The organism is Vibrio marinisediminis, assembly GCF_014050145.1.
GTDB lineage: Bacteria > Pseudomonadota > Gammaproteobacteria > Enterobacterales > Vibrionaceae > Vibrio > Vibrio marinisediminis.
This window is the reverse complement of the sequence record NZ_JACFYF010000006.1, coordinates 1-12,795: the sequence shown is the minus strand read 5'-3', so window position 1 is coordinate 12,795 and position 12,795 is coordinate 1. Positions and strand designations below refer to the sequence as shown.

Here is a 12,795-nt window from a genome sequence, read left to right as displayed (position 1 = left end):
TCGGAGGCAGAATGCTTTACCGTCTAGCCAGGACTGGCTTTTTCCAACTTGATGCCGAAAAGGCACATGATTTAGCAATTCAAAATTTCAAGCGCTTTAACGGCACTCCTCTTGATCTCTTCTACCGTCAACAACTTCCGCACCGTCCAGTTGAATGTATGGGCATCACTTTCCGTAACCCAGTGGGTCTTGCTGCTGGTATGGATAAAAATGGTGAGTGTATTGAAGCGTTTGATGCAATGGGATTTGGATTTGTCGAGGTCGGCACTGTGACTCCTCGCCCTCAATCAGGCAATGACAAACCACGTTTGTTTCGTTTGCTAGAAGCTGATGGGATCATCAACCGAATGGGTTTCAACAATTTAGGTGTTGATAATCTGATTGATAATGTTAAGAAGGCAAAATTTGATTGCGTACTTGGCATTAACATTGGCAAAAACAAAGATACGCCAATTGAAAAGGGTACAGAAGACTATTTGATCTGTATGGAGAAGGTATATGAATACGCAGGATACATTGCTGTTAATATTTCATCACCAAATACTCCAGGATTACGTACTCTTCAATATGGTGAAGCACTAGACGAGTTGTTGTCTGAACTGAAAACGAAACAATCAGAGCTAAATGAGAAGTACGGCAAGTATGTACCTTTGGCGCTAAAGATTGCGCCTGATTTGAGTGATGATGAAATTAGCCAAATTTGCCAATCTTTGATCAAATATCGTATCGATGGTGTGATCGCGACTAACACGACTTTGGATCGTTCGATCGTTGAAGGTATGAAACATGCCAACGAAGCGGGTGGTTTAAGTGGACGTCCGGTTCAATTGCGCAGTACTGAAGTTGTTCGTCGTCTATATGAAGAGCTTGGTGACAAGCTACCAATCATCGGAGTAGGTGGCATAGATTCATATGTTGCTGCGAAAGAGAAGATGATGGCGGGAGCAAAGTTAGTTCAGGTCTATTCTGGTTTTATTTACCACGGTCCAGGGTTGGTAAAAGAGATTGTCAAAAATATCTAACTTCAGGTGACGCTGTCACAATGAAAAGTTAGACTAATCTATTGTATTTTAAAGAGGGAATGATAATTCATTTCCTCTTTTTTTTTCGATCGTAGTGCATACACTTTCGCATAAAGAGGGAAAGGTAATTAAGCGTTTTACCTATATTCACTTATAGAAAGAGATCGGATTGATGCTTAAACCCAGCGACAAATGGACTTGGTACTATGATGATGCAAACCAGCATTTGATGTTGGATTTAGGCAATGACATGGTTTTCAAGACAAATCTTGCAAAAAAATTGATTGTAGAATGCGCAGTAGGCATTAACGAGTTTACCGTTGATGATGCTTCAGCATTCCAAACTTATAAAGAGCAGATTTCGCATCTCGATTTATCTGAACCTCGCCAAGCAGAGCTTGCGCTCTACTGTGTAGCAGCAAAGAGATTCCATAAGCCAGTTCAACCAAAGAGTTGGTTTTTTGATAGCTTATCTGATGGTTCCTTAATCCCAATAGAAGGTGACTTCGTTAAACTCGAAAATGCCCATGGTGATGGCGTATTTATTGTGTTGGAAGTAGGAGAGTCCGCCAGCTTGTGTGCGTCAATTAATTTGGACGAGTTTAATCTAAATGGCAGTAAAGCTCTCAACTTTGGTGAAGCTATCAAAGTGATGCATGACAGAATGCAAATCATCAATCATTGTTTCCTTACTCAGCCTATGAGATTGGTAGGCTAATTTTAAAGTTTCGTTCCTGTTTATTCATTTCCCGCCAGCCTAAGTGCTGGCTTTTTTTTGCCTTAAATTCCATCAGTCGATAAATTCAAACTCTAGTTGCATGTGATTCATCCGACAAAATCACAACGAACTAATTAAATTTTGTTCAATTAATTTCCCATATCAATACCGATATTAGGGCAGAATTCCTCTATTAGCCCCAATCTGTAACTAAATTACACGCAAAATGAACGTCTGGTATAGACCAAAATTATGGTGAATAAGTATTCACTATCGCTAATGATGCGATTTTCTGGTTAATCATTGCGGTTTTTACTCGCTTGCTAGGCAAAGATGGATTTGGTTGTTTGATCGCCAAATAACGGTTTCTGAGCGAGAAAAGTGAGATTCAATTAACGAAATATGCTGCGGGTCAGGTATAATGCGGGGTCATTTATTAAGAACACTAGAGCACTATGCATCAATATCTTGCAGTAACTTCAAACGGGTTAGAGAACCTGTTAGCAGAAGAACTAACAAAACTAGGCATTACCGACGCTAAACCTGTACAGGCTGGGGTAAAGTTCAAAGCGACGAATGAGCAAATCTATCGTTGTTGTTTATGGAGCCGTTTGGCTTCCCGTTTTGTCCGTATCTTGTCTGAATTTACCTGCCAAGATGATATGGACCTTTATCTTGCGGCGTCTGCGGTTAACTGGGTTAATCAATTCCATAGCTCGAAAAAGTTTGTGGTTGATTTTAATGGTACTAACCAAGAGATTCGCAATAGCCAATACGGCGCGATGAAAGTCAAAGATGCAGTGGTAGACTGTTTTACTAAGAAGAACCTACCACGCCCTTCGATCAGTAAAGATCTTGCCGATCTTCGCATTCATGTCCGCCTTCATAAAGACAAAGCACTGCTTGGTATTGATATGGTTGGTGGTGGTTTGCACCAACGTGGCTACAGAGAGTTAGCGGGTAAGGCACCATTGCGTGAAACCCTTGCTGCTGCGGTGATTCTTCGCAGTGGTTGGGATACAACTAAGAACTTCTTAGATCCAATGTGTGGTTCAGGTACGCTAGTTATTGAAGCGGCAATGATGGCTGCGAACGTAGCACCAGGTGTAAAGCGTAAGTCTTGGGGCTTTGAAGTTCTTGAAGATTTCGACGCTGAATTGTGGGCTGAAGTAAAATCGGAAGCGGCGGTTCAGGCTCGTCGTGGCGTCAAAAAAGTTGACGCAAAATTCTTCGGTTTCGACAATGATGAGCGAATTATTAAAACGGCACGAGACAATGCACGTCGTGCTGGTGTTGAAGAGTTAATTACCTTCTCTGTTGGTGACGCCGCGTTAATTAAGCGTCCTGAATCGTTTGTTGATGGTGTGATTGTATGTAACCCACCTTACGGTGAGCGTTTAGGTACAGAGCCTGGCTTGATCGCGTTATACACTGCATTCGGTGCGCAACTAAAATCAGAGTTTGGTGGCTGCCATGCCTCTATTTTCTCAAGCTCTGATGAATTGCTTAGCTGCCTGCGTATGCGTGCCGACAAGCAGTTTAAATTGAACAATGGTGCGTTACCGTGTCACCAAAAGAACTACCAGATCTCTGCTCGTAGCATTGAAAGCTCTAGTGACAATGTCACACAATCTCAAGTAGCCCCTGATTTTGCTAACCGTTTGAAAAAGAATATCGGTAAAATTGGCAAGTGGGCGCGCAAAGAGGAGCTTGATTGCTACCGCATCTATGATGCCGATTTGCCTGAGTACAATGTAGCGATTGATATTTATCTTGATAACCTCGTTATTCAAGAATACGCCGCACCAAAAGAAATTGCCGAAGAGAAGACCAAACGTCGTCTAACCGACATCATTCGTGCTGCTATTCAAGTAACCGGTATTGAAGCGAATAAAGTGGTGTTGAAGACACGTGAAAAGCAAAAAGGTCGCTCTCAATATCAAAAACTGGCTCAGCAGTCTGAAAAATTGCAGGTGAATGAGTACGGGGTTCAGTTAATTGTTAACTTACAAGATTATCTTGATACTGGCTTATTCTTAGATCACAAACTTACCCGTCGTCGTTTAGGTCAAATGGCTGCAGGCAAAGACTTCTTAAATCTATTTGCTTATACCGGTTCTGCAACAGTACATGCAGCTTGCGGCGGCGCACGTTCAACCACGACAGTCGATATGTCAAATACGTATCTTGAGTGGGCAAAAGAGAACATGCAATTAAACGGGCAAGTAGGTCGTCAACATCAATACGAGCAGGCTGATTGCCTACAGTGGTTAGAGAAAGCAAATGGTAGCTATGATCTAATCTTTATTGATCCACCGACGTTCTCAAACTCGAAGCGTATGGAACAGAGTTTTGATGTTCAACGTGATCATATTCAATTGATGCGTAGTTTAAAACGATTATTGAAACCGCAAGGTACTGTTGTGTTTTCTAACAACAAGCGCCACTTCAAGATGGATATGGAAGCGTTGGATGAGCTTGGTTTGGAAGCGAAGAATATTTCTTCACAAACTTTACCTTTGGATTTCTCTCGCAACAAACACATCCATAACTGTTGGCTTGTCACTCATAAAGGTTAATGGACGGGATTCTTGATTACCCTATATAGCACGGAAGGGTGCCATCTCTGTGAGATGGCACTGGCTTTAACGCAACAATTACACATTTCACTCCCAATCGAAGTGGTCGACATTGCTTTTGATGACGAACTCTTTTCTCGTTACGGCGTCACAATCCCAGTTTTAGCTTATGGCGAAAGCGAGTTAAATTGGCCCTTTGAATTGCATCAATTACAGATTTGGTTAAAAGACAATGGCATTACTTACCATAAATAACGGCCTTCTAGGCTTTGGCGATCACCCGCTGTTAGATAACGTCGATTTCGCATTACAAGAAAATGAACGAGTTTGTTTGGTTGGGCGCAATGGTGCGGGTAAGTCGACATTGATGAAAGTGTTGGCTGGTGAAGTCATCATGGATGACGGTAAGTTGACCGTTACTCAAGATGTGGTTATTTCTCGCTTGGAACAAGATCCACCACGTAACCAAGAAGGCACTGTATTCGATTATGTTTCAGCTGGTTTAGCTGAAGTGGGTGAACAGCTTAAGATCTATCAAGATCAGTTGGATCTCATTGCGATTGACCCAAGTGAGAAGAACATTAACAAGTTGGCTCGTGTTCAGGAGCAACTTGATCACTCGGGTGCGTGGCGATTTGAAGACCGTATTAATAACGTTTTGACCGCTTTAAAGCTTGATGGACACACAAAACTGACTGATTTGTCTGGCGGTTGGCAACGTAAAGCGGCGTTGGCTCGTGCATTGGTTCGTGACCCTGATGTTTTGTTGTTAGATGAACCAACCAACCACCTTGATGTAACGACAATTGAGTGGCTAGAAGGCTTTTTGAAAGACTTTAGAGGTTCAATTATTTTCATCTCGCACGACCGTACCTTTATCAAATCCATGGCTACTCGCATCGTTGACCTTGATCGCGGTAAATTATCGTCTTTCCCAGGTAACTACGATCAATACTTGGTTGATAAAGAAGAAGCATTGCGTGTTGAAGATATGCAAAACGCAGAGTTTGACAAAAAGCTTGCTCAAGAAGAAGTGTGGATTCGTCAAGGCATTAAAGCTCGTCGTACACGTAATGAAGGTCGAGTTCGTTCACTTGAGAAGCTGCGTGAAGAGCGCCAAGATCGCCGCGAGGTGCAGGGCAAAGTAAACCTTCAAATTGATGATGCTAACCGCTCAGGTAAGATCATTTTTGAAGCTCAGAATCTTCACTATGCCATTGACGGGCAGCAAATCGTTTCTGATTTTTCTTTCAATGTAATGCGCGGTGATAGAATTGCTCTTATCGGTCCTAATGGCTGTGGTAAGAGTACACTTCTTAAATTGCTACTTGGCGACTTGCAGCCAGATTCAGGACGCTTGCATTGTGGCACTAAGTTAGAAGTAGCGTATTTTGACCAATATCGCGAAGCGTTAGATCCAGAGAAGTCTGTAATTGATAACCTGGCCGATGGCAAACAAGAGGTGATGGTTAATGGTCGTATGCGCCATGCATTGAGTTATTTACAAGACTTCTTATTTGCTCCTCAACGTTCACGCACGCCTGTAAAAGCACTTTCTGGTGGTGAAAAAAACCGTCTGCTACTTGCTCGAATTTTCCTGCGTTCTAATAACTTGCTGGTACTTGATGAACCAACCAACGATTTAGATATCGAAACATTGGAACTTTTAGAAGAATTACTTGCCAACTACCAGGGTACACTTTTATTAGTGAGCCACGATCGTCAGTTTGTTGATAATACAGTGATGACCAGTTGGATTTTCGAAGGTAACGGATTAATCGAAGAATTTGTTGGTGGTTATCACGATGCGCAGCAACAACGCTCTCAAGTTAAGCAGACTCGTGCGGTTGAAAAACCAGCAAAAGAGAAAGCTGTAGTTGAGGCACCTCTCAAAACCGCACCAGTGAAAGGAAAGCCGAAGAAGTTATCCTATAAACTACAGCGCGAACTAGAAGAGTTGCCAGCGAAACTAGAACAACTAGAGGCAGAAATTGATTCGCTGCAGGAGTTGGTGAATAGCGCTGATTTCTTTAATCAACCCGTTGATAAAACTCAACCCGTATTAGATAAGCTGTCTGCAGTAGAGCAGGAGCTTGAAGTTGCTTTCGAACGCTGGGAAGAGCTAGAAGCAATGCAACAGGAAAGTTAATAATAAAATGAGATGTAACCTTTTTAAATTATCGGCAGTCACAGCCACAATTTTAGCCTCTTTTGGCGCAAACGCGGCGCTTTATAATGTCTATCATTATGCACCTGAAGGGACAGACATTCATACATATGGTGTAGCTGTTAAGCCCGACGCATCAGATTGTTGGTCAGCGACTAATTGTAATGACAGCGATGCTACCGTGAACAGTTTTGTCATTACAATGGAAACAAAGAAAAACGAGGAGGGCTTTAGTTACCGCGACGAGTCCCCTTTTTTGCTCAATAAAGGCTATTATTATCTTGATTTCGATGATTCACCGACTGAAGATAAAATCATCGATGGATTTACGAGCTATTGTAATGATTACCTAAGATACGATGCTGACTACTGCAAAGACAATTGGGCAAAGGAGCAATCTGCAGGCTATACATTAGAAATATTAGATAAAGATTACACAAATTTAAACAGTTCCTTAAGTACGGGTTCTTTTTCCATCTCAGGTGACAACCTAGTAGTCAATTACATTGATCCGACGACTGGTAAAGTAACCGGTAATCACAGAGATGGTGATGCTTATAGAAATGTAGCATTTAGCGATTCAGCATTATTAAGCAAACCGAGTGATATGAGTGATTTTCGTGCATCTCATGCGTGGAAAAGGCTTGGTAACTACACCGTAGGTAGCATTTCACGGGAGAACGCACGCGATCCAAATGATAGTAGCTCAAAAGCAGCCGTCTGGATTGGTGATGGGAATAGTGCGACAGTCTCTGAGATTAAGTGGTCTGATGGAGCGAGTAGTTCACATAGTAATCGGGTCGTTCCACAAGGAGGCGCTCGAGATATTATTCATTCGGGAGACTATTTTGCGGTAGGTTATAATTCAACAGATAAAGAATTGTCGGTTGCAGCCGTTTTTGAACTTGGGGATATGTCTGACATAGCAAACGCTAATACCAAGTATGTTACTCCTTATACAGACGATGAGAAATATGCTCATTCGATTCTTACATCAGTAAATGACAATAAAGTCGCTATTGGTAGTGTAAAATATAGAGTCAATAATAACGGCTCCTATTCTAATAGTCTATTTTATGTACCTGATATCACAGCTGGCACCTTATCTAGCACGCCGTTTAGTGGAAGTATCTTTTTCCAGAGCGCTAATGGTAAGGCTGGTGCTATAAATAATCTAAATGAGGTCGTTGGTGAGATTGACTATCAACAACACAAAGAAGTTGGTAGTTCTTCACCAAGAGCTAAACGGGCATTTGTTACCGTAATTAGTGATAAAACAATCTCTAAGGCACCATTTAAAAACAGTGCTTACTATTTAGACGACCTCACATCGGGTTCAGATGCACTTACTGATAATAATCAATACCGCATTATAAACGCCACCGACATTAATGACGCAAGCGTCATTTCCGGCACCGCACTCTTTTGTGCCGGTGGCTATGATACACAAGCTATTAACTCAACTTGTAATGGTGGCGCTACCGGTTCGGAAAAACTGGTAGCCGTGAAACTGATACCAATTCAAGGTGGAACTATCCAACCTCGACCTGTAGACCAAGTCAAAGTCGAGCGTCAAGGCGGCTCTTTGGGCTGGTTAGCGCTAGGTCTGTTAGCTCTGTTAGGTTTTAGACGTAAGCAATAGACAAAATTGTAAACTAGGGCACGGGCTCACAGTTTTGAGTGCGTGCCTTTTTTTTTGCTTGAGAAAGGTGAAGTTTTGTTCGATTCTTTAATGGTGGAGTCATAAAAGCGCCACATTATTTTAATAGTAGTACTTAGACACCCCCTGAATTGTATGAGGACGACACTATGAAGAGACAAAAGCGTGACCGCCTAGAACGAGCACAATCACAAGGTTACAAAGCTGGACTCAATGGACGCTCAACAGAAGCATGTCCATACCAGCAGATGGACGTTCGTTCATATTGGCTCGGTGGTTGGCGTGATGCCAGAGAAGATAAAACATCTGGTCTGTATAAGTAGTTATTCTCTTCACATACAGCATAAGGAAACGAGCCCCGAAAGGGGCTTTATAATAGCACTTTAATGCACTATAACTAAATGACCTTAATAAAAATAAACGACTCAACCGAGTCGCTTACATAAAATCATAACTTAAAATGAAGAAGTATCTTGGAAAAGACCCACTTTTAAGTCTTTAGCAACATAGATTTCTTTGCCGTCTACCAGTACTCGACCATCAGCAAGACCCATAACAAGCTTGCGGTTAACCACACGCTTCATATGAATTTCATACGTCACTTTCTTCGCAGTAGGTAGAATCTGACCTGTGAATTTAACTTCACCAACACCAAGTGCGCGGCCTTTTCCTTTTCCGCCAACCCAACCTAGGAAGAAACCAACAAGTTGCCACATCGCATCCAAACCTAAACAACCAGGCATTACAGGGTCACCTGGAAAGTGGCAATCAAAGAACCACAAGTCCGGAGTAATGTCTAACTCAGCTAAGATAAGACCTTTACCAAAGTCACCTTCAGTTTCTGACATTTTTGCAATGCGGTCCATCATCAACATATTAGGTGCTGGTAGTTGAGGGTATCCTTCACCAAATAGTTTGCCTTGGCTAGAGGCGATTAGATCGTCGCGATTATATGATTCACGTTTGTTTTGCATTATCAATTACTCCAATTTTTGATAGCCGCATATTAGAGAACACGTGTACACCAAACAAGTCCGATGAGTGCTAGTTAAACCAGTTTCTCACACGTTCAATTATTGATTCGCGCTGTTCGTGTCTTTCAAAGTTTTCAATACGTTCCGCGATTTTACTGATAACGCTTGTTTCATCGTCACCACGGAACGGCTTGCCCATAATGATTGGAATCGCTTGGTCTACAGTTTCAACCGACCATATATGAAATTCGTTATTCTTAATGCTTTCTACCACATCTTTGTGAAGCGCTAGGTGTTTTAAATTGGTTTTAGGTAAGATGACGCCTTGTTTGCCTGTAAAACCTTGGTGCTTACAGACATGGTAGAAGCCTTCAATTTTCTCATTCAAACCACCGACAGCTTGAACTCGACCAAATTGGTCAACAGCACCAGTTACCGCGATTTGTTGATTGATCGGGTATTCAGAGAGTGCACTAACAAAAGAACACAACTCTGCTAAAGTGGCGCTGTCACCATCCACTTCACAGTATGACTGTTCAAAAACAACCGAAGCAGAGTAGGGTAAAGGCTCATCCAATTTTAAGGCACTAGCGACAAACGCTTGCATAATCATCATACCTTTAGCATGAAGATTGCCGCCCAGCTCAGCTTTGCGTTCCACATCTGAAATGTCACCATCACCAAAGTGGATAACACAAGAAATTCTCGCTGGTTCGCCATATGATTGAGGATGCCCGGACACATCGATAACCGTTAAGCCATTAACCTGACCAACACATTCGCCTTGCGTTTCAATGATAACTTGACCATCAAGGATGTCGGAACGTGCACGTTCAGGCAAATATGCTTCGCGGTAGTATTTTGCATCAAAAGCCGCATCAATATCATGCTCATTAAGCTCTGAATGATTCGACAGCACAACGGCTTCATGGAAAATAGTTAGATACCACATGATATCAAGTGGCATATAACGTTGATCTTCTGTTTGGCGTGCACCTGCTACCATCAATCGATGGATTGCATTGGGTGTGAGTCTAGGTAACTCATTTCCATCGGTTATCCAATTGAGATGCCCTAAGTATTGGTCGATTGTTGCAGCGTTTAAACCAAGTTCTAACTCAACTTCACTATACAGTGCAAAGCCGTTATAAATATCGGGCTCTAAGTACTCAAACTCGGCTATCTGGTCACGGTCACCAACTAGTATCACTTTTACATTGGTTTGATAGCGAGGTTCTTCGACCGCTAAGCGAGTTTGGTTAATATTAATAGGGTTAGCATCGCCGGTAATAAGGGCGGCTTTTAGCATAAGCCAACCAGCAGGATTTGCGAGCAGCGCATTCACGGGTAAGACAATAAAGCCGTTGTGTGCTTTCTCAATTAAGCCTTCGCGGCGTTGCGTTACGTTGCCTTCTTTATCAACACCATAAGCGCCAAACAGCACTTTAATATCAATGGATTCACTCGTGACTACAACAGCATTGTGGGACTTATCGGTAACGACTTGCTTGATATGTTGACGATAAAATGCGTTATCAGGCGAATTTAAGACAAGTAGGCGATTTAAACCTTTTATTGACGTGAATGTCTCAATTGTCTTTGTGAGACGAGGCTGAGCTGTAGCGAAATCAACACAGGGCTGAGAGTGTATATTGTTGATGGCTTGGTCATATTCATTATATTGCGGGGTGACAGCTTGCCATTGTTCCTGGATCATTTGAGACATTCATTTATGCAAAAAGGTGACAAATTATATAGGAAAAGTCACCTTGCTTATAGCTTATATATTAAAATCGTTGGAAACAGATACTCGATCTGAGTCGATATTTAAGTCGTTGTCGATTGTCAACTTTATTTGTTTGGGTTACGCTGTCACTAGGATGCTAATGGGTTATATAAAATGAAATATCAACAGCTTGAAAACTTAGAATGTGGTTGGAAATGGAAGTATCTAATTAAAAAATGGAAAGAAGGTGAAAAGATCACTCGCCATATTGATAGCAGTGAAGATAAATCCGCTGTCGACAGCTTACGTCAACTCGAGCATGAACCGACCAAAGTACTGGAATGGATCGAAGAGAACATAGCGCTCGAACTGGATAACAAACTTAAACAAGCGATCCGAGCAAAAAGAAAACGCCACTTTAACGCAGAACAAATTCACACCAAAAAGAAATCGATTGATTTAGATTATCGCGTTTGGGAGAAACTATCATATCGAGCCAATGAACTCGGTTGTACGTTATCTGATGCCATTGAGTATTTATTATCTGAAGCTTCTAGAAGCGAAAAAGCATCAAAAACCGTTTCAAGTTTAAAAGAAGACTTAAGCAAATTGCTATCTGATTAAGGAACATTGAATATGCTATATGTCATTATCATTGCCGCACTTGTGATTTTTTGGCTGGTTGCAGTTGATAGACCAGTGCTCAAAGTCTGCTTTAAACAAGGGCATATAGAAAAATCAAAAGGGCGCTTTCCTGCTAAATTTCAGCAAAATCTACAGGAAATCGGTGAGCGTACACCGTTCGATGGTGAATTAAAGGTGTACCAGCTTCGAACAGGTCCTAAGTTAGCATTCTCAAAACAAATCCCCAAAAAAGTCCAACAGCGCATTCGCAACGTATTTCCACATCAAGGTTTTACGTCGAAATCAGGTAAAAAAACTGGCTAATAAACTGCTCAATTGCAGTAAACCTTGTTATTCATTCCTGCTAGCAGCACCGCCTTTTACATTTGGTTTAGACACCATTATGTTAAATGAGGAGGTGCGCTATGCGACTATTTTTACTACTTTTCGTCTTTTCATTTTATTCCTGGTCCGCTGACGACGCAGAATTCAATCCTATTGCAGAAAAAATCAAAGCTAACGTTCTCAAGGATATTAATGGCGAAGAGCATTTAGTCGGATTTTGTAATGTATACATTTACATGAAGTACAAAGGTAAAACAGCGTATGTCAGTAGAGTGAAAACATCAGGTGACTACAAGCTCTGTAAAGCTTCGAAAAAAGCGATAAAGTTGAACAAACCATTTCGCTACACAAACACTGAAAAAATACTCCGAATACACGTATCAAAGTAGAACCGCGAAGCTCGTGGCCTGCGTGACGCGGTAACAATCTGCCATTCAAGAAATTATTACACCATAAGTGTAGAAACAAATTCAACTGAGCAACATCGTCAGTAAGGCAGGAAATGGTCACAGGCATTGAGCATGTTGGATATGCGAATAACATAGAAACGAAGGACAGCTAACGAATGTTTGATAAAGCTATCATAGACAGCAATTAGCGAGACATTTTCTATGTGTAAATTAGTAGCATCAATCTATCAAAGATGAGCATGCAAGCATTCAAACCTGAAAAATGATTTGGAAAAGAGAATGACCATTTCTCAAGAAAATCTGGCACTTATGATTGCGGATGAACTTGGAGAAGACAAAGAATCTGTTTTGATAGGTTTAGCGGCTGATCGCGTTAAGACACCACAAGAGCAAGCCATCTGGGCGAACATTGCAAAAAAGTATGACGGGTTAGGATTATCAAGCATATCAATGACTAGCGGCGCATTAGCATCAGTGTTTTACACCCCTAAAGAAGCCCTAGCCATGTTTATCCCATTTTAAAATGACTCATTTCTTACCAAGTTAAAATGTCCTAAAGCTCAGAAGAAA

12 protein-coding genes are annotated in these 12,795 nt (G+C 41.6%); 10 read left to right on the top strand and 2 right to left on the bottom strand.

Annotated elements, in window-relative coordinates; all coding sequences use genetic code 11:
- The first annotated feature begins 11 nt into the window (after positions 1-11).
- From pyrD to rmf, 7 genes are all read left to right on the top strand, one after another.
- Entirely contained in the window at positions 12-1,022 is a 1,011-nt protein-coding gene (gene pyrD / locus H2O73_RS11175; protein WP_182108933.1) for a quinone-dependent dihydroorotate dehydrogenase, read from the top strand.
- Between the two features lie 172 nt (positions 1,023-1,194).
- Positions 1,195-1,740, top strand: a complete 546-nt coding sequence (locus H2O73_RS11170) for a cell division protein ZapC (RefSeq protein ID WP_182108932.1) — start codon at positions 1,195-1,197, stop codon at positions 1,738-1,740.
- Between the two features lie 455 nt (positions 1,741-2,195).
- Complete coding sequence (rlmKL, locus tag H2O73_RS11165; protein WP_182108931.1) at positions 2,196-4,319, top strand: bifunctional 23S rRNA (guanine(2069)-N(7))-methyltransferase RlmK/23S rRNA (guanine(2445)-N(2))-methyltransferase RlmL; 2,124 nt, start codon at positions 2,196-2,198, stop codon at positions 4,317-4,319.
- A gap of 12 nt (positions 4,320-4,331) precedes the next feature.
- Positions 4,332-4,574: a glutaredoxin family protein gene (locus H2O73_RS11160; RefSeq protein ID WP_182108930.1), complete on the top strand. Its 243-nt coding sequence runs from the start codon at positions 4,332-4,334 to the stop codon at positions 4,572-4,574.
- Positions 4,552-6,468 carry an ABC transporter ATP-binding protein gene (locus tag H2O73_RS11155; protein ID WP_182108929.1) on the top strand — a complete coding sequence of 639 codons (1,917 nt, stop codon included), beginning with the start codon at positions 4,552-4,554 and terminating at the stop codon, positions 6,466-6,468. Before H2O73_RS11160 ends, H2O73_RS11155 begins: the two co-directional genes overlap by 23 nt.
- A 7-nt stretch (positions 6,469-6,475) precedes the next feature.
- Complete coding sequence (locus H2O73_RS11150) at positions 6,476-8,128, top strand: DUF3466 family protein (RefSeq protein WP_182108928.1); 1,653 nt, start codon at positions 6,476-6,478, stop codon at positions 8,126-8,128.
- A gap of 167 nt (positions 8,129-8,295) precedes the next feature.
- A complete protein-coding gene (gene rmf, locus H2O73_RS11145) occupies positions 8,296-8,469 on the top strand; it encodes a ribosome modulation factor (RefSeq protein WP_182108927.1) in 174 nt (57 codons plus the stop codon).
- Positions 8,470-8,601: 132 nt separating this feature from the next.
- Here the strand turns inward: rmf and fabA are convergent, their stop codons facing one another.
- Both fabA and H2O73_RS11135 read right to left on the bottom strand, forming a co-directional pair.
- Positions 8,602-9,120, bottom strand: coding sequence for a bifunctional 3-hydroxydecanoyl-ACP dehydratase/trans-2-decenoyl-ACP isomerase (gene fabA, locus H2O73_RS11140; RefSeq protein ID WP_182108926.1), 519 nt, complete (start codon positions 9,118-9,120; stop codon positions 8,602-8,604).
- A 70-nt stretch (positions 9,121-9,190) separates the two neighbouring features.
- Entirely contained in the window at positions 9,191-10,837 is a 1,647-nt protein-coding gene (locus H2O73_RS11135; RefSeq protein WP_182108925.1) for an AAA family ATPase, read from the bottom strand.
- Between the two features lie 183 nt (positions 10,838-11,020).
- On the opposite strand from H2O73_RS11135, the gene matP reads away from it, so the two are divergent.
- The 3 genes from matP (at position 11,021) to H2O73_RS11120 (ending at position 12,747) form a co-directional block, all read left to right on the top strand.
- Entirely contained in the window at positions 11,021-11,470 is a 450-nt protein-coding gene (gene matP, locus H2O73_RS11130; RefSeq protein ID WP_182108924.1) for a macrodomain Ter protein MatP, read from the top strand.
- 12 nt (positions 11,471-11,482) lie between these two features.
- Positions 11,483-11,794, top strand: coding sequence for a DUF3634 family protein (locus H2O73_RS11125; RefSeq protein ID WP_182108923.1), 312 nt, complete (start codon positions 11,483-11,485; stop codon positions 11,792-11,794).
- A gap of 710 nt (positions 11,795-12,504) precedes the next feature.
- A complete protein-coding gene (locus H2O73_RS11120; RefSeq protein ID WP_182108922.1) occupies positions 12,505-12,747 on the top strand; it encodes a DUF3693 domain-containing protein in 243 nt (80 codons plus the stop codon).
- Positions 12,748-12,795: the final 48 nt, after the last annotated feature.

What these genes read in the sequence shown, in the direction of transcription:
- pyrD (WP_182108933.1), top strand. Translation starts at nt 12, where the DNA reads ATGCTTTACCGTCTAGCCAGGACTGGCTTTTTCCAACTTGATGCCGAA.
- H2O73_RS11170 (WP_182108932.1), top strand. Translation starts at nt 1,195, where the DNA reads ATGCTTAAACCCAGCGACAAATGGACTTGGTACTATGATGATGCAAAC.
- rlmKL (WP_182108931.1), top strand. Translation starts at nt 2,196, where the DNA reads ATGCATCAATATCTTGCAGTAACTTCAAACGGGTTAGAGAACCTGTTA.
- H2O73_RS11155 (WP_182108929.1), top strand. Translation starts at nt 4,552, where the DNA reads ATGGCATTACTTACCATAAATAACGGCCTTCTAGGCTTTGGCGATCAC.
- H2O73_RS11150 (WP_182108928.1), top strand. Translation starts at nt 6,476, where the DNA reads ATGAGATGTAACCTTTTTAAATTATCGGCAGTCACAGCCACAATTTTA.
- rmf (WP_182108927.1), top strand. Translation starts at nt 8,296, where the DNA reads ATGAAGAGACAAAAGCGTGACCGCCTAGAACGAGCACAATCACAAGGT.
- fabA (WP_182108926.1), bottom strand. Translation starts at nt 9,120, where the DNA reads ATGCAAAACAAACGTGAATCATATAATCGCGACGATCTAATCGCCTCT.
- H2O73_RS11135 (WP_182108925.1), bottom strand. Translation starts at nt 10,837, where the DNA reads ATGATCCAGGAACAATGGCAAGCTGTCACCCCGCAATATAATGAATAT.
- matP (WP_182108924.1), top strand. Translation starts at nt 11,021, where the DNA reads ATGAAATATCAACAGCTTGAAAACTTAGAATGTGGTTGGAAATGGAAG.
- H2O73_RS11125 (WP_182108923.1), top strand. Translation starts at nt 11,483, where the DNA reads ATGCTATATGTCATTATCATTGCCGCACTTGTGATTTTTTGGCTGGTT.
- H2O73_RS11120 (WP_182108922.1), top strand. Translation starts at nt 12,505, where the DNA reads ATGACCATTTCTCAAGAAAATCTGGCACTTATGATTGCGGATGAACTT.